The 17,509-nt window shown below is 44.9% G+C and carries 10 protein-coding genes; 7 read left to right on the plus strand and 3 right to left on the minus strand.

Annotated features, from left to right (window positions below; translation table 11 throughout):
• Positions 1-56: 56 nt before the first annotated feature.
• A complete protein-coding gene (locus tag L1271_RS18955) occupies positions 57-920 on the minus strand; it encodes a LytTR family DNA-binding domain-containing protein (protein ID WP_235368532.1) in 864 nt (287 codons plus the stop codon).
• A gap of 167 nt (positions 921-1,087) precedes the next feature.
• On the opposite strand from L1271_RS18955, the gene L1271_RS18960 reads away from it, so the two are divergent.
• Together L1271_RS18960 and L1271_RS18965 are read left to right on the plus strand one after the other, a co-directional pair.
• The gene (locus L1271_RS18960; protein WP_235368533.1) at positions 1,088-2,290 is read left to right on the plus strand and encodes an acyltransferase family protein; all 1,203 of its coding nucleotides are present in this window, start codon (positions 1,088-1,090) and stop codon (positions 2,288-2,290) included.
• Positions 2,291-2,427: 137 nt separating this feature from the next.
• A complete protein-coding gene (locus L1271_RS18965; RefSeq protein WP_235368534.1) occupies positions 2,428-5,853 on the plus strand; it encodes a GMC family oxidoreductase N-terminal domain-containing protein in 3,426 nt (1,141 codons plus the stop codon).
• Between the two features lie 173 nt (positions 5,854-6,026).
• Here the strand turns inward: L1271_RS18965 and L1271_RS18970 are convergent, their stop codons facing one another.
• A complete protein-coding gene (locus tag L1271_RS18970) occupies positions 6,027-7,352 on the minus strand; it encodes a sensor histidine kinase (protein ID WP_235368535.1) in 1,326 nt (441 codons plus the stop codon).
• Positions 7,353-7,363: 11 nt separating this feature from the next.
• Positions 7,364-8,776 (minus strand): sigma-54-dependent transcriptional regulator, encoded by a 1,413-nt coding sequence (locus L1271_RS18975; protein ID WP_235368536.1) that lies wholly within the window; start codon positions 8,774-8,776, stop codon positions 7,364-7,366.
• Between the two features lie 249 nt (positions 8,777-9,025).
• Between L1271_RS18975 and L1271_RS18980 the strand changes: the two genes are divergently transcribed.
• The 5 genes from L1271_RS18980 (at position 9,026) to L1271_RS19000 (ending at position 17,508) form a co-directional block, all read left to right on the plus strand.
• Positions 9,026-10,279 (plus strand): efflux RND transporter periplasmic adaptor subunit, encoded by a 1,254-nt coding sequence (locus tag L1271_RS18980; protein ID WP_102057789.1) that lies wholly within the window; start codon positions 9,026-9,028, stop codon positions 10,277-10,279.
• A gap of 10 nt (positions 10,280-10,289) precedes the next feature.
• Positions 10,290-10,997: an ABC transporter ATP-binding protein gene (locus L1271_RS18985; protein WP_235368537.1), complete on the plus strand. Its 708-nt coding sequence runs from the start codon at positions 10,290-10,292 to the stop codon at positions 10,995-10,997.
• Positions 10,998-10,999: 2 nt separating this feature from the next.
• Complete coding sequence (locus L1271_RS18990) at positions 11,000-13,396, plus strand: ABC transporter permease (protein ID WP_102057787.1); 2,397 nt, start codon at positions 11,000-11,002, stop codon at positions 13,394-13,396.
• A gap of 228 nt (positions 13,397-13,624) precedes the next feature.
• Entirely contained in the window at positions 13,625-16,039 is a 2,415-nt protein-coding gene (locus L1271_RS18995; protein WP_235368538.1) for an FtsX-like permease family protein, read from the plus strand.
• Between the two features lie 122 nt (positions 16,040-16,161).
• Positions 16,162-17,508: a 3-deoxy-D-manno-octulosonic acid transferase gene (locus L1271_RS19000; protein WP_235368539.1), complete on the plus strand. Its 1,347-nt coding sequence runs from the start codon at positions 16,162-16,164 to the stop codon at positions 17,506-17,508.
• Position 17,509: the final 1 nt, after the last annotated feature.

The raw sequence follows: 17,509 nt of genomic DNA on the forward strand, positions 1-17,509 counted from the left end.
GATTAATGGGATTAACGCAATAACACGCGATTACTCACTGATCGTGTATTGCCCATTTATTCAAGGCGTAGTTGGTGCTTAAATTGTGTTTTATAGGTTCGCGAGAGCGTTAATACTTTCCCACTTTGCAATGCGATTTCACTGTCACCGCTGGCGAGCGGCGTAATACTTACCACTTTAGACACATTAATAGCAAAAGAGCGATGAATACGCACGAAGCCAACGGGGTCTAAGCGCTGACATAAAGTAGCAAGCGTCGAGCGTAGCGGATAAATGCGGCCATTTACGTGTAGGTTGACGTAATTTCCAGACGACTGTAACCACTCAACCTCTTCAACTTTAACGATAAATTCTTTACCAAGCTTACGTACCAATAAGTGATGAATAGGTTTGTGGAGTGTTTCACCTTCATCGCTTTCTTGTTTTATCGGAGATGCTTCACCAAGCATATGGGAGACACTAAATTGATAACCTTTTATGAGTGCAATAAAGAACACCAAACTCCATGCATCTTTTTGATATTCATAGATAAGTTCAAACCAAGAAAGGTGAAAGTTGTAATCTAGTTGCAAACTAAAATAAATCGTTTCACGTAATAACACCATGATGCCAACATGGCCAAAACAAAATAACAGTGAGGCCATAAAAAAGCTAAAAGCGACGTTAACAGGTTTATGCCACTGCCAAGGAAATGCGTTTAAATACCAAGATATGACGGGAATTAAGGCTAAGCTGGCAGCTGCACTGGTATATTCCCACACGAAAGGCTCCCACAGCGCAAAATCGAGCTGCGCATCTCGGTTGGCATCCATGATCAGAGTAATGGCATTTAAGGTGTTATTAATCGCCAGAAAGAGGGCGAGTAATGCCATTGCCATCAAAGGGTGGTATTGCTGAATAAAGGTACGTGAAAACATCATGGTTTGAGTTTTTCTTTTACTCTAGCAACTGGATGCAAAGCGGTCACTTATTTTATCCCTCTATTCCACGGTTTATCCCTAGCTATTGTTATTTAAGCAAAATTCGTTTGTTTGTACGCTGTATTGGCGCACTGTAGGGGTAAGTTTACTTTCAAAAAGAAAATAACATGGATCATTTAAATCGGCGAGTAGAGCTAGACTGGCTGCGTGTTATTGCATTTACAATACTCATTTTTTATCACACCGCTATGTTATATGTACCTAACTGGGGTTTTCACTACAAAAGTGCTTATACTTCGGTTTGGCTAGAATATCTGATGTTACTGATCTCACCATGGCGCATGTTGCTTATCTGGTTTATCTCGGGAGTTGCGCTTAGATATATTTTTGATAAACAAGGAGCATGCACAGCCATGCTCTTTCGTACTCCTTTGTTATTGCTCCCACTATTATTTGGCATATGGGTTGTTGTGCCAGTGCAACTGTACGTAGAAATGCAGCAAAATGCTGGATTAACGCTCGGGTATGTTGATTTTTACAAACAGTTTATTGATTTTAACAGCCCTTTATTTAGTCAATATCAAAGCGGTATTTGGCCCCATGTCGATGTCAATCACTTGTGGTATTTGCGAGAATTATGGCGTTTTACTTTGCTCCTTGCTGTACTGCATATCGTCTTTAATTCTAAGCTTCAAGTAATGCTCCGGCATTGTATCACTTTGCGCTGGTCAACTTATCTACTAAGCGTGCTGGCTTTTGCAAGCTTACTCTGGGCTCAGTTGGCATTGGAAGGTGATAGCAAAAGAGAATTTCAGGGGTTTGTTTTTCTGCTCGCAGGTTATCTGCTTGCTAAGCATAATCGGTTTTGGGCTTGGCTTGCTCGACAAGGTAAAGTGCTGCTGTGGGTTTGTGCCGTCAACGCCATGATTATTTTGCTTTTATATCATTTTTACTGGTTGCAGCAAGACACGCGCACTACCTTCATTACTTGGGGTGGGAGTTTTGTGTTGGTGTTACAGCGTGTGTGCGCAGTGTTGTTGATATTAGCATTAGCGGCGCGTTATCTTAACCGTCCTCATCCACTGCTTACGGGGCTCAATAAAGCGGTGTTTCCCATTTATCTCTGGCATCAAAGCGTGATTATTGCCTTGGCGCTCTGGCTGAGCCGTTATCAACTCGGTGGTGTGCCTGAGAGCCTGTTGGTGATCACAGGAACACTGCTATTTTCTGGATTGTTGTTTTGGCTGGTGCCAAAGCTGGACTCCCTTGGGTTGATGATGGGGTATCGCGCAGCCTTGCTGACAAACAATAAAATTCTTTGGGGGGTGGGGTGTTTGTTATTGTTGCCGCTGATCCTCCGGATTATTTAACCAGTGTACTGCGCGATTGTGCAATAAATGCTCTACTCTTATTGCTAGGGTCAGTATGCCTCCGATGGAGGATACTTCACGGATAGCATCGCCACGGGCAAGGTGGTGAGCGAAAATAAGAAGAGGGAATCAAGCAAATGAAACCAATTTCTTCACCTCTGGCGGCAATTCAGCCGCATTACGATGTACTTGTTATTGGTAGTGGTTATGGTGGCTCTATCGCTGCGTCACGCATGGCGAGAGCCGGAAAATCAGTCTGCCTACTTGAGCGAGGGCGCGAGTTTTTAACGGGAGAATTTCCGGATACCGAGTTGGAGGCCGCTGGTGAGTTGCAGTTTAATAGCCAAACAGGGCACAAGGGCTCTCATTTGGGATTATTTGATATTCATATGCACCGTGAACAGAATGTCGTCGTCGGTTGTGGCTTAGGTGGTACCTCTCTTATCAATGCCAATGTTGCTTTGTCCCCAGTAGATGCAGTACTGAGAGATCCAGTATGGCCACACGCGATTAGAGATGATGAGGATGGTTTGTTGGAAGAGGGGTTCTCGCGGGCTCGAGAGATGCTGAAGCCTGCCTTATACCCTGAACATTACCCAACTTTGAATAAACTTAAGGCTCACCAGCAGTCGGCAAATGCATTAGAAGCCCCCTTTAATAAAGTACCAATCAATGTATGTTTTGCGACCCCAGAAGGTGGCATCAACCATGTGGGTGTTGAGCAGCAAGCATGTAATAACTGCGGAGACTGTGTGTCTGGTTGTAATTTCAATGCCAAAAATACCACCCGAATGAATTACTTACCGGATGCTTGGAATCATGGCGCAGAAATTTATTGTCAGGCCCGTGTGCGCTACCTTGAGAAAATCGACTCTGGTTGGCGGGTGTTTTACCAAGACATGGGAACCGGCGCAGAATGCTTTTCTGCAGCCCCGTTATTTGTTGAGGCGGATATTGTGCTCTTGGCCGCTGGCACGCTGGGTAGTAATGAAATTTTATTGCGTAGCCAAAGTCGCGGTTTGGCTATCTCTTCGCAACTTGGTCAGCATTTTACCGGTAATGGCGATATGTTGGGTTTTGGCTATAACTGCGACAGCGAAATCGGTGGTGTTGGGGTTGGCAATCTAGAACCAGAAGGCAAAGCGCCTACAGGACCTTGTATCACCAGTGCAATCGATCTCCGTGAAGCGAGCGAACGCGCGCAACAAATGATTATTGAAGAGGGTAGTTTACCTGGCGCCATGGCAGGAGTGTTACCAACTGCGCTTGCAAGTGCAGCGGGTGTAGTTGGACTCGACACGGATCATGGTTTTTATGACGCTTTGGAGGAGCAAGCGAGAGTATGGCAAAGCCAATGGCGAGGCGCTTATCATGGTGCGGTAAAACATACTCAGACCTACTTAGTAATGAGCCATGACGATAGCCAAGGTGTCATAACTTTAGAGCAAGACGAGTTGAACATCCGTTGGCCTGAGTTAGGAGCTCAGCCTAATTTTCATCATGCGAGTGAAAAGCTGCTTCAAGCGACAGCAGCGCTCGGTGGCACCTATGTTAAAAACCCAATTTGGTCACCGTGGTTGAATAATCGCTTGGTTACAGTTCATCCTTTAGGTGGCTGTCGGCTTGCTGAGACGGGTTCCGAAGGGGTGGTGAATCATAAAGGGCAAGTGTTTACGGGAGAGAGTGATGCCTGTTACGACTCGCTCTATGTGTCAGATGGTGCCATCATTCCAACGTCGCTTGCGGTCAATCCGCTGCTTACGATAAGTGCATTGACAGAGCGCTGCTGTGCGCTTATCGCCAAGGACCGTGATTGGCAAATTGACTATCAATTGCCGTCAAGCCGCTCCCGTACCGCTGAGCCGACTACAACAGGGTTGGCGTTTACAGAGCGAATGCAGGGCTATTTTAGCCGCGTGGTAGAGCCAAGCACTACCTCTTTACAAACCTACTTGGCTGCCTATCAGCTGGGCCAAGAAACAAACCAAACGCTGTCTTTTGTATTGACGGTCACCTCGATGGATCTAGAGGTGATGTTGACCGACCCACAACATAAAGCGCATATTTCGGGTCGCGTTGAGTGTAATGTGCTTTCTGATAAACCACTGATCGTTCGCAATGGTGAGTTTCGTTTGTTTGAGCGTCAGGCCTTTCCTCCAAATACTCGGAAGATGATCTATAAAATGAATTTAATGGCGGAGGATGGCAAGCAGTACTTCTTTAATGCCTTTAAGTTAATCAAAGACGACCCTCACTCTCTCGATCTTTGGGATGATACTACAACCTTATTTGTTGATATTCATGAAGGAGAAGATACTCAAGGGGCCGTATGTGGTCACGGTATTATGAAGATAGCGCCGATTGATTTTGTGACGCAGCTTGCCACTATTCGTGTAAGTCATGCCGAGAGTAAAGCGGCTCGCTTAAAAGCCATCGCACGCTTTGGGCAATTTTTTGCGGGCACTCTATATCAAAGTTACGGCAGTATTTTTTACCAAGAAAAAACGCACAGTGGTGAATTGGTGCGCAAAAAGCGGCCGCTAAGGGCTCCAACACCTGAAGTATACTTGTTTGATACAGCTGATCATGTGCAGCTATCGCTGACTCGTTATCGTGGCGGTGACAAGGGCCCGGTTATATTAGTGCATGGGCTGGGAGTTGCTTCGAGTATCTTTTCCACCGATATGATAGATACCAACTTAGTCGAGTACCTAGTCGCTAACCAATATGACGTGTGGCTATTGGATTATCGAGTCAGTATTTTGTTGCCTGCTGCCGCAAAGCAATCAAATGGCGATCAGGTAGCGAAATACGATTACCCTGCTGCAGTGAACAAGATCCGAACCATCACGGGAGCAGATAGTATCCAGGCGGTGGTGCATTGTTATGGTGCTACGACCTTCTTTATGTCTATGCTTAGCGGCCTTTCAGGGGTTCGAAGTGTTGTTGCATCACAAATTGCGGCGGACGTGGTGGTGCCGATGGCAACGAAAATGAAGACAGGTTTACATCTCCCCTCATTTTTAGAAAGGCTGGGCGTAGACTCGCTAACGGCGCGAGTACCACAGCAGAGCAATGGGCTTGCCTCTTTGTATGATAAGGCGTTAGGCTTGTACGCGCTCGCTGAAGCACAGGGGCGATGCAACAATGACAGCTGCCATCGCGTGACTTTTATGTACGCCTCCTTATACCGTCATGACCAGTTAACCGATTTGCTGCATGAGCATATTGATGAACTATTTGCCGAAGCCAATATTCAAACCCTTGAGCACCTTGCTGCAATTTGTCGCGCAGGAAAACTGGTCGATGCAGATGGCAAGGACGTTTACATGCCACACATCAACCGGTTAAACGTACCGACGCTATTTATTAGCGGGGCAGATAACGAATGTTATTTACCCGAGAGCACGAAAAAAACCTATGAACGTCTTTGTCTTGCCTTTGGTGAGGCTAAGTTTACGCGTAAAGTGATCCCCAATTACGCGCATATAGATTGTATCTTTGGGCGTCAGGCTGATGTAGATGTTTTTCCTCATATTCTCAATCATTTAGAGCGATATTAGCCGTGGTTTTACGATTGCGGCTAACTATGACTGCCAATTTAAGTACTACACACTTTTGGATAGTTTTACCTTAGCTTTAATGTAGCACTAAATGACAACGAAGGATCTCAAATAACAAGGGCTCCCATATTACCAAACGAATATGTTTTGCTTCACCTAGATTGCGTTGATTACTAACCAAATACGCATCTGAAGCATGCGCCTTGTTCGCGCCTAAGATAAATTAAGTCGCCGCCATGATTAATCATAATTTGTCTTGAGAGGCTTAAGCCGATCCCCGAGCCTTGTTGTTTAGTGGTAAAAAACGGCACGAAAATCATGTCAATGACATGCTCTGCGATGCCGGGCCCATTATCGCTTATTTCTATATAGTGCTGGCCTACGTTATTTGCTCCGGTCTTTAATACCACTTGGCGGGTGTTTCGCAGGTCTTCTTCATTGCGCTGCTGCACCGCGTCTATGGCATTTTTGGTTAAGTTAATAAGTACTTGCTCAATTTGAGCCGTGTCTAACATCACCAGTTGGGAGTGGCTAACATCAAGCTGTAAGTCTATGTTCGCTTGATGACAGCTTTGTTGATGTAACTGATAGATGCCCTCTACCAGCGGCGCTAGCTGGGCAGGTTGCAGCGCTGGGCTGGGTAAATTACTCACCGTTCTAAAACGGGCGATAAAAGCGCCCAGATACTCAGTGCGTTTTGCCAGTGTTTGCAACGCTAAGGCGAGGTCTTGTTTATCTTCTTCATCGTCAAAACTCAATGTGTCGGGCAAGAGTCCCCCACAGGTTTGTGCAATGGATGCCAGAGGTGTAATAGAGTTAGCTACCTCGTGCGTAAGCACTTTGGTGAGGCGTTTATAGGCTTGCTGCTCTTTGTTTTGTAATGCATCACGAATGGATTGTAAGGTGACAATTTTACGAATTTGCCCTTGGATCTGCGCTGATGTTATTTGTATAGACAAGTTATCTTGTTGCTCGCCATATTGCCAATTTGCTATCGTTTTCAAGCTCTTATCGCATTCATTAACCAGTGGTGCGATATCTTCTAAATCTTTGCTGTGATTAATGGGTTTACCGAGTAGGCGGGTTACCGCTGGGTTTGATTCAATAACCTTCCCCTCGCTGTCGAACACCAAAACCGCTAAGTCGATATGCACTAGCAAGGTTTGTAAAAAGTGAGCCTGCTGCTCGGCGCTCAACCGCGCGCTTTGGATCCGCGTTTTGATCTCTTCTAAGTGTTGCCGCATTGGGTGATGTTGGCTTAGTCCCAAGGAGCTATCGCCATTGGCTAAAGACTTAAGTACAAAACCCATGTGCTTGTTTTGCTTGTTAAATTGAAAGTATAAGGTTGAAATAAACGTGATGGTAATAAGGGTGATCAACAGCCAAGTTGCCGAAAAGCCACCTTGTATATACAAATATAGCGAGAGCCCACTGGAAATTACTAGACCAATGATAGTAAAGAAAAAAACAAGGATGGGATGGTGAGCAACGCGTGTCATTTCTTTTCTTCCTACAAATCGTACTTTTCTAAGCGACGATACATTGCCCCTCGGGTTAACCCGAGCGCTTTGGCTGCGTTTGAGACATTGCCTTGATAATGCTTGAGCGCTGCACGCACCGTACGTTGTTCAATTTCTTCAAGGTTGAAAGTGCCTTCAAAAGTGAGTGTATTGGTGTCCGAGGTATCTTCCATACTTGCTTGTGCCGCCGTGGGATTAGTGCCAATCACGGTACTGATATCCAAAAACTCGGTTTCACTTAAGATCACCGCACGTTCGATAGCATGTGCGAGCTCTCTGACATTACCGGGCCACGGGTAGGTTTGTAGACATTGCATGTCGCTGCTATTTACCTCAAGCTGCCTTTTATACTTGTGGCAAAAGTGTTCAAGGTAGTAGTTTACGAGCAGTGGAATATCATCGACACGCTCGCGAAGCGGTGGCAGACGGATCTCTATGGTATTGATCCGATATAATAAATCTTGCCTAAAACGACCTTCATCAACCGCTTGTTGCAGATTATCGTTGGTGGCACAGATAAGCCGTATGTCCACTGAAATAGGCTTATTGCCGCCTACAGGAGTGACTTGTCGATTTTGTAGCGCTGCAAGTAGCGTTGTTTGTTGGCCCATCGGCAGGTTGCCCAATTCGTCCAAAAACAAGCTCCCCTCGTGTGCGAGTTCAAAGCGACCGACCTTATCGCTTTTCGCATCGGTAAACGCCCCTTTTTTATGACCAAACAATTCGCTTTCAAACAAATTTTCGGAGATAGCACCCATGTCTAGGCTGATAAAGGTATTGTCGCGACGCATACTCGCCTGATGAATGGCGTGGGCGGCAAGCTCTTTGCCCGTGCCACTTTCGCCGGTGATCAAAATGTTGGCATCGGTGAGTGCCGCGCGTTCGATGGTACTAAATACCTTTTGCATGGCCGAGCTTTGGCCTAAAAAAGCAAATTGATGGCTACCACTGGATTGATTGAGTGCCTGATTTAACCCTTGCGTCTGACGAGTGAGCTTACCAACCTGTTGTTTGTCTTTGGCATGCGCAAATGCGGCGGCAACCGCACCGAGTAGTTGGTCGTTTTGCCAAGGCTTAGCGATAAAATCGGCGGCGCCTGCTTTTATCGCATCGACGGCAAGTTGAATGTCACCATAGGCGGTCATTAACAACACCACGATGCTTGGGTCTTGCTCGACAATTTTCTTTAACCAATAGAAGCCCTCTTTGCCACTAATGGCATCTTGGCTAAAGTTCATGTCGAGCAAGATCACATCTATTTGCTGTGATGCAATTTGCGCTTCTATATCAAAGGGGCTATCTGTGGTGATGATGGTTTGGTAATGCTTTTTTAGCAAAAGCTTTGCTGCAATTAATATATCGCTGTTGTCGTCGACAATTAATATGGTGCCTTCCTGCTTCATATCCTGATCGCTTTATTTTTCTTTTAGCGTACCGCAATCATTTAGATCTCGTCTACGAAAAGTGTTCATTTATGGACACTTTGTTATTTTTGATGTGTTCTATTTCCGGACACTTATTATTCTTAGAATATAAGGGTAAATGCCTAACATTTTGTAATTTATAATAAAATCAAGCTTGGCACGGTGCTTGATATTAGTCATACATATTCGATAAAACGATTTAACCGACTAAGAACAAGAGGCGTGATTATGGATAAGAAAATAGAGCGTTCAGGATTGCAAAAACATCTTAAGAAAGCGGTGGCAGGTGGTGTACTACTGAGCATTGCAGCAGCGGCACTGGCATTCAATAACACAGCCTCTTCAGGTCGTAGTCAAAATCTCGCACTGAGTAGCCTTACGGTGAGTACCGTAAGCAAAGGGGCGTTTGTGGACGCGCTAAGCTTACGTGGTCAAGTCGTACCAAAAACCACGATTTACTTAGATACCATCGCGGGTGGTCAAGTAGAAGAGCGTTTGGTGGAGCAGGGTGAGTTTGTTGAGGCGGGTCAGCCATTAGTGAGATTGAGCAATACCAGTTTACAGCTAGACGTGATGAGTCGCGAAGCACAAGTAACAGAGCAGCTTAACTTCCTAAGAAACACCCAAATGACCATGGAAACCAGTCGCCTTAATTTACGCCGTGACTTGCTGGAAATTGACTTACAAATTAGCCATTTAGAACGCCGTTATAAGCAATCCAAGCCACTCGTTGAAAAAGGCGTGCTGGCAACCGACAGATTGTCTGAAATTGAGGACGATTTACAGTATTACAAGGCCCGAAAGGAGCTGACGTTAGAGCGCCAAACGCAGGAAAATTCCATTCGTAAAGTACAAGTCGAACAGCTAGAAGACAGTGCTGAGATGTTACAGAAGAATTTGCAATTTGCCCGTCAAAATCTCGAAAACCTACTGATCAAAGCGCCGGTATCAGGTTACTTGAGTGAGCTGGATGTTGAAATCGGTGAGTCAAAGAGTAAAGGGGCAAGGTTAGGCCAAATTGACATTCCGAATGAATACAAGTTGGTTGTCCGCCTTGATGAGTTTTATTTAAATCAAGTACAACCGGATATGGCAGTGAATGTGATGTTAGACAGTGGCTTAGTCAGTGCCAAGGTGAGCAAAATTGATAGCCGTGTAACGCAATCACAATTTCAGGTTGAAGTGGCATTACCAAGCGGCCAAAGCGACATTAAACGCGGCCAAAGCATAGATGTAGAACTGATGCTTGGCGGTAACAAAGAAAATGCCTTATTGCTAAAACGCGGTGCCTTCTTTACTAGCTCTGGCGGTAACTGGGTATACGTGTTGGCAAGTGATGGCAAAACCGCCGAGCGTCGTGACATTCGCTTAGGTAAAAAGAATCAAGATTATTACGAAGTGTTAGATGGCTTATCACAAGGTGAGCAAGTGATCACCTCAAGCTATAGCAACTTCGACAAAGCGCAACAACTCAATTTCTAAGGATATAACAATGATAAAACTAACTAACCTAAACCGTATATTTTGTACTCAAGACGTTGAAACGACTGCGCTAAACGATATTAACCTAACTGTTAATGAAGGTGAGTTTGTCGCCATCATGGGCCCGTCTGGGTGTGGTAAGTCTACTTTATTGTCCATCCTAGGGATGTTGGATTCACCGTCATCTGGGCAGTTTGAGTTTGCGGGCACGGACATTGCGGGCTATAGCGAAAAGCAGCTCTCACAGCTACGTAAAGCGTCTATTGGTTTTGTATTTCAAAGCTTTAACCTGATTGATGAGCTGACTGTGTTTGAAAATGTCGAGCTACCGCTGCAATACCAAAATATCTCAAAAAGTGAACGTAAGCAGCGTGTAGAGCAGATTTTAAAACGCGTTGCCATCGACCACCGTGCCGATCACCTACCACAGCAACTTTCTGGTGGTCAGCAGCAGCGTGTGGCGGTTGCAAGAGCGTTGGTTATTAACCCTAAACTGATCTTGGCGGATGAGCCAACGGGTAACTTGGACTCCAAAAACGGTGAAGAAGTCATGGCGATGTTACGCGAGCTAAACCGCGAAGGCACAACCGTGATCATGGTAACGCACTCAGAAAAAGAGGGGTCATACGCGGATAGACTTGTACGCCTTCTCGATGGCCAAGTGATGTTAGACAAAGCCAACACGGTGGTGCAACCACAAAAATCAGAGGTGGCATAACGATGATAGTGAATTATCTAATAACAGCATTGCGTGCTTTTAAGCAGCAAAAACAGCATTTTATTTTAAATGTACTTGGGCTTAGTGTGGGCTTAGCCGCGGCAATTTTGGTCGCACTGTTTGCAAAAAATGAACTATCTTACGATAGCCAGCAACCTCATGCTGAGCGTGTGTATCGAATTGCACAAGACTATTCGCAATTAGGGCTTGGGGTCGTTCCTATTTTTAATTACATCAATGGCACTCGAGCACTTGAATATAGCCAAGTTGAAGAGGTTTTTGCGCTGACGATGGTGGAGTTTACTCGCGAAGCTGAAGTAGATGTGACAGTAAAAAATCAAGGTTTTAAACTGAATGACCTTTATGGCGCAACTGCAAATATCGAGAATTTTATCGATATGGAAACGGTGGCTGGTAGCCTAAGTCGCGCCATGAGTGTACCGAATAGCATTGCATTGAGTAGTTCAGAAGCTCAGCGTATTTTTGGTCGCACAAACGTGGTTGGCGAGACTCTACAGCATAAAAACGGCCAATATACGGTAGGTGCAGTATTTACAGATTTACCTGAAAACACGCATTTTGGCTTTAAAAACCTAGTGTCTGTAGAGCATGATCCAGTCAATACGGATATAACTTCTAGCTATGTTTATTTAAGATTGGCGCCGCAAACAGATGTTATTGCTTTGGAAAGCATACTGACTGAGAAATATTATTTCGGTGATTTTAAGGGTCGCTTATCGCTGCAATTACACCCCTTAACGGAGCTTCACTTTACTGCAAAGTCGCCGTTTGAAATGAAAGTGGGTGGTGCGAAACAAGTGGTGATGATCTGTGTTGGTTTAAGCGTGCTGCTGATCCTTATCGCTGGCTTTAACTTTATTAATATGACGGTTGCACAGTCGACCAAACGTGCAAAAGAAGTGGGTGTACGCAAGGCACTTGGTGCCAGCAAGTCGCAATTAGTTGCACAGTTTTTATCTGAGTCTGTACTCGTGTCATTGCTTGCAATGACAATAGCCTGTGTTTTGGTCGAGCTACTATTGCCAAGTTTCAACAATCTAGTTGGCCGTGAATTAAGTATTGATTATGCATCTATGTTTAGTGTCGTAGTAGTCGCGGTTGCCGTCATCGTGGGTTTGTTGGCGGGTCTCTATCCTGCATTTTTTATCTCATCTTTTAGTGCTAAACGCGTACTAAGCGGAGATTTACAGCGTGGGAGTACCGCGATTTGGGTGCGCAAAAGTCTTTTAACTGTACAAGCAGCACTTGCGGTTGGGTTAATTATTGCTTCGATAACGCTACAGTACCAGTTGGCACATTTGCAAAATTTACCGCTTGGTTACGAAACCACACAGCGTTTGGTGGTCTCAGAAGTGCCCGTTAAAGCGGCTTTTACAAAAGCGCCAACGTCATTAGTTAAACAGTTCGCGGCTATTGAGGGCGTTGAACATATCAGTGTGATAGATACGCAGCTGACTCGCTCGATTAATAACACCCTAGTACCAACGTGGCCAAATGGTGAACAGTCGCAATCCTTAACGCCAGTTATTGGCACAAGCTACGAGGTAGTCAAAGGGTTGGGGTTAACGCTACTTGCAGGTCGAGACTTTAGCCGAGAGTTTGCCGGTGATTGGTCAAATCGAGTTAACGGCGTAACCACAATAGGCACCATTATTACCGAGTCGGTCGCCAAGCAAGCTGGCTACAGTAATGTTGCAGATATTATTGGCAAAACTATCAAAGATACTGGCCGCAACGTAGAGATGCGAGTGGTTGGCGTCGTCGCTGACGTCAAAGTGGGGAATGCACAAGAAGCGAGTTCTAATATTATGTTTTTATTGGGGTTTACTTATTTTAATCCAACATCTGAAGTAATCTTAACGATTAACCCGCAGTATTTAGCACAGATTCGACAAGACTTGATTAGTGTGTTGGCAAAAACCGCAAACGTGTATGAACCAGAGATCAACCTACTTTCAGACAGTTATAGGGCGGTACTTAGTGGTGATGAGCGTATCTCTAAGGTAGTACTTATCTTCACCGCGCTAGCTGTATTCTTAACCTGTTTAGGCACTTTTGGATTGGCATCCTTTGCAACGGTTCGCCGTCAAAAAGAAGTAGCTGTACGCAAAGTCTTGGGGGCATCACGGCTAAGCATTGTGAATATCTTAGCAAAAGAGTTCCTGATTTTGGTGGGAGTCAGTATCGCCATTGCTTATCCGGTAACTTATTGGCTCGTTGGTGATTGGCTTGCAAACTTTAATGACCGCATTGAGCAAGCAATGTGGGTTTATGGCGCAGCAGCCTTGGTGGTTGCCGGTATCACTTGGTTGACTGTGGCGACCCTTGCCTTTAAAGCCGCGAGTACGCGTCCGTCGCTGATCTTGCGATATGAGTAAATTAAATTGGTAATCACTCAAGAAATTGCGGCCTAATTTAGGCCGCTTTCATCATTTATTCTTTGGTGTTTTCATCGCCAATATCGGCACGACCATTTCTGCTTTTGAATGGTGTGAATATACTGCTACAAGCAGTCATTTTTAAAAGTGAGTCACAATCGCGAGTGGAAAAATCAAGTGACTTTGTACTGGATATCTTTATAAAAAAATAACTAAAAAGGATCTTCTATGCTCACTTCATATTTGAGTACGGCAATTCGGGTAAGTAAAAAACAAAAGCTACACACACTGCTCAATGTCATCGGTTTCAGCATTGGAATTGCTGCTGCAATTATCGTGGCTTTATTTGCTCAAAGTCAGTTGATTGTTGATAAACATCAGCCTGATGCAAATCATGTTTATCGAGTACATTTAGATTTGCGTTCTGTGGGTGTGGGCGTGCGCGGTGCGATTGACCCTAGAATGCCGCTGCTGATGCAAAAGCACAGTCAAATAAAGGAACTGTTGATTATTAGTCGGATTGAATCGTTACAATATAGTGGCGAACCAATGGCGGATATCGTGAAGGTTAAAGATCAGCGCTTTAAGCTCAAAAAGGCGTATGTTGCGACGCCAAATTTGGCTGAGTTTGTGAATATCTTAGTATTACATGGAGACTTAACTCAGGCCCTTTCTCAGCCCAATCTTATCGCCCTTAGTCAGACAGAATCAAAGCGCTTGTTTGGCGACACAGATGTTATCGGCAGGCAACTTGAATACGATGGGGGAAGCTATGAAGTGGCTGCTGTTTTTGCGGATTTAGAAGCAAATACACACTTTGATTTTGATGTGCTGATGTACTTACCCAAATTGCAGCGCGGTCCTTTTAGTAGTCATGTGTATTTAAAGTTGCAGCCAGAAGCTGACTTCAACGCGTTAGCGCAAGAGATGACGCGCGAGATGCAAAAAAGAGCTAAAAACCCGAACTTCAAAGACATCCAGTTTCAGTTTATTCCATTGACCCAGTTGCATTTTCACACCAATGGCACCGTAGAGATGAAGCAAGGCGGGTCTTATTTGGCACTGCAAGTGAGCGTTGTGCTGAGTACTTTACTTGTGATCATAGCCAGCGCTAATTTTATTAACTTCAATATTGCCAGTGCTGCAAAGCGTGCTAAAGAAGTCGGCATACGTAAAGCGCTAGGTGCCAGTAAGTCGCAACTCGTCACACAATTCCTGTCAGAATCGTTACTGATTGTGCTGTTTTCAGGGTTTTTAGGGGTTGTAATCGTTGAGTTGGCATTGCCGCACTTTAATCAGTTAATCGCGCAGCCCCTGACATTGGTATACAACTCTCTATTTATGCTCGGTCTTGTAATTACATTGACAGTGGTTGGTTTATTTTCTGGGCTATATCCAGCTTTATTTATCTCGTCATTTGGCGCGAAAAAAGTGTTAAGTGGCGATTTTAGTCGAGGGCGTTCATCAGCAAGGATCCGCAAAATAACCTTATGCTTACAAGGTGCGATTGGCGTAGGGCTGATAGCAGCTATCAGCATGCTCTATCAACAAATGATGCTGGTAAAACAGTTGGATGTAGGTTACGAAAAAGCACAGCGAATTATCATTCGAGAATTGCCCTCAGAGCTGATCTATCAGCAACAAGGAAACGCATTGCTTGATGAGTTAGGCCAGATCTCAGGTGTGGCTGGTTGGACATTGAGCGATACCAATTATGCAACCGCCATTAACGGTGGGATGCATTACACTTGGCCAAATGGCGAAACCTATGACGGCATGTTAGCAGTAATCAATACGGGTTATGACGTGATTGATGTACTCGGGTTAAAGTTGATTACTGGGCGAGGCTTTAGTCGCGATTACGCTGGAGATTGGTATCGTGAACAGCAAAATGGAGAGGCGCATGTCGCGATCCTGATAACCAAGAAAATGGCTCATTTAGCGGGATATGAGAAGCTTGATGAGGTAATCGGCGTCACTGTTACCGTACCAAGGCGAAAGTTGACAGCCAAGGTTGTGGGCGTAGTTGAGGATATCAGAATTGGCTCTGTGAATAATGCAGTACAACCTACTTCATTGATGCTTGGTCATGTTGATGGTGAAACTGCAAATGTGGTATTAAAGATCGCTGAAGGCATTAATCCAGATAACGTGATCACTGAAATTGAACAAGTTCTTGCTGCACATCTCAATCGTCGTGATATAGAAGTTCAGTCTCTCAATGATGAGTTCTTGGCGGCCCACAAGAATGAACTCTATACGCTTACCATGCTATCTATCTTTAGTCCTTTAGCTATATTGCTGACCTTACTCGGAACATTTGGGTTAGCGTCATTTACTACCTTGCGTAAAGAAAAGGAATTAGCTATTCGCAAAGTGTTAGGCGCTTCACGTATTGGGTTAATTAGCTTGGTTGCTAAAGAGTATTTGTGGTTATCTGCATTGAGTATGGTACTTGCAGTCCCGCTGACGTATTGGCTAGTTGGTGAGTGGCTTAATCGCTTTAATGAGCGGATAAATCAATCTATATGGATTTATGGAGTCGCAGGCCTACTTGTGATCTTGCTTACTTGGCTTACCGTTGTGCTCGTTACCTACAAGGTTGCAAGCCGGCGCCCCTCATCAGCGCTGCGCTACGAGTAGCTGATAGCAATTTTTAAAATAGACCACTTAATAAAGCAAGTTGGTATAACTCGCTGTCAATTTAGTGTCAAAAACCATAGTTACACTGGGGTTAATTCAGGCTTGAATAACAAGGTGTAGCTATGGCTAAGGTTAAGACAACCTCTCGTCTTCGTAGAAGATCAGCTAATTCACTTTGGATTGGTGTTTATAACAGTATCCTGTTGTTGTGTTTACCTTTGATTGCGCTGATCTTATTAAAAAAATGGCTACGTAAACCGGGTTATAAAAGGCACTTTTTACAGCGCTTAGGTGTCTACGATTGTAAACGTTTACCCGCTTGTATTCATTTACATGGCGTCTCCGTTGGCGAATGCGCCGCCATTGCTAAACTTATTCCTGAGCTGCGTAAACAGCATCCTCATTTACCCATTGTTTTTACTTGTACCACGGTTGCGGGTTCCAACTATATTGAGCGCAACTGGGGGGAGCAAGTCATTCACACTTATTTGCCACTGGACTTTCAATTGACAGTTGGTGCGTTCTTGACGCATTTTAATCCGGTATTGACCATGTCGGTTGAGATGGAGTGGTGGCCGAACCTTATTCGCCAGTCGCGTAACCAAGGCAGTCGAGTGATGCTGGTAAATGCCCGCATGACCGACAGATCAAAAAATCGTTATGCTAAAATGTTAGGTCTTTTTACCTTTATGGTTTCCAAGGTGCATAAAATCCTGCCGCAAAGTGAGCTAAGTTATCAAGCTTTTCGCGAGTTGGGTGTACCACCAGAAAAACTGATGATGTGCGGTAATATCAAGTACGATTGGCCAGAAGTTAAACACGCCGACCCAACGCAAAAACCCTCTCTGTTGACATGGATTGCGGGGAGCACGCATGACACTGAAGAAATAGCGGTGGTCGCAGCGCACAAACAGTTGTTACAGCAAAATCCAGCAGCTCAGCTAATTATCGCACCGCGTCATCCTGAAAGATTTGATGAGGTATGGCAGCTGCTGCAAGCAAGCGGGCTGAGCTGTCAGCGTTACTCGCACGCGCCAACACTAACGGCAAATACGCAAGTGTATCTGCTCGATACGATGGGCAAACTATTTGCGTTTTATCGTGATGCCCATGTTGCCTTTATCGGTGGCTCGTTAGTTAAGCTCGGTGGTCACAACCCTGCCGAAGCCATTGTCCAAGGGGCTGCCGTCGTAATGGGAAGTAGTCGACGAAATTGTGAAGATATATGTGCGCCGCTGAGTCAAGCTAGTGCACTTGTTGAGGGTAACGAGCCACAGCAAATAGCCAGAGAAGTCATCGGCTTTTGGCAAAATAGTGCTGCAACAACACAACAAATACAGGCTGGGCAAGCTGCAATCGCAAAGCATAATGGCGCACTACACACAACCACATTGCAAGTTTTATATCAGTTAAAGCAGGCGCAACGGCCAGTTCATAGTACCCGATTACATCCAATGGTGATCAGATAAC

Source organism: Pseudoalteromonas sp. OF5H-5 (assembly GCF_021530695.1).
GTDB lineage: Bacteria > Pseudomonadota > Gammaproteobacteria > Enterobacterales > Alteromonadaceae > Pseudoalteromonas.

Coding starts and splice junctions, on each gene's coding strand:
- L1271_RS18955 (WP_235368532.1), bottom strand. CDS start 920: ATGATGTTTTCACGTACCTTTATTCAGCAATACCACCCTTTGATGGCA.
- L1271_RS18960 (WP_235368533.1), top strand. CDS start 1,088: ATGGATCATTTAAATCGGCGAGTAGAGCTAGACTGGCTGCGTGTTATT.
- L1271_RS18965 (WP_235368534.1), top strand. CDS start 2,428: ATGAAACCAATTTCTTCACCTCTGGCGGCAATTCAGCCGCATTACGAT.
- L1271_RS18970 (WP_235368535.1), bottom strand. CDS start 7,352: ATGACACGCGTTGCTCACCATCCCATCCTTGTTTTTTTCTTTACTATC.
- L1271_RS18975 (WP_235368536.1), bottom strand. CDS start 8,776: ATGAAGCAGGAAGGCACCATATTAATTGTCGACGACAACAGCGATATA.
- L1271_RS18980 (WP_102057789.1), top strand. CDS start 9,026: ATGGATAAGAAAATAGAGCGTTCAGGATTGCAAAAACATCTTAAGAAA.
- L1271_RS18985 (WP_235368537.1), top strand. CDS start 10,290: ATGATAAAACTAACTAACCTAAACCGTATATTTTGTACTCAAGACGTT.
- L1271_RS18990 (WP_102057787.1), top strand. CDS start 11,000: ATGATAGTGAATTATCTAATAACAGCATTGCGTGCTTTTAAGCAGCAA.
- L1271_RS18995 (WP_235368538.1), top strand. CDS start 13,625: ATGCTCACTTCATATTTGAGTACGGCAATTCGGGTAAGTAAAAAACAA.
- L1271_RS19000 (WP_235368539.1), top strand. CDS start 16,162: ATGGCTAAGGTTAAGACAACCTCTCGTCTTCGTAGAAGATCAGCTAAT.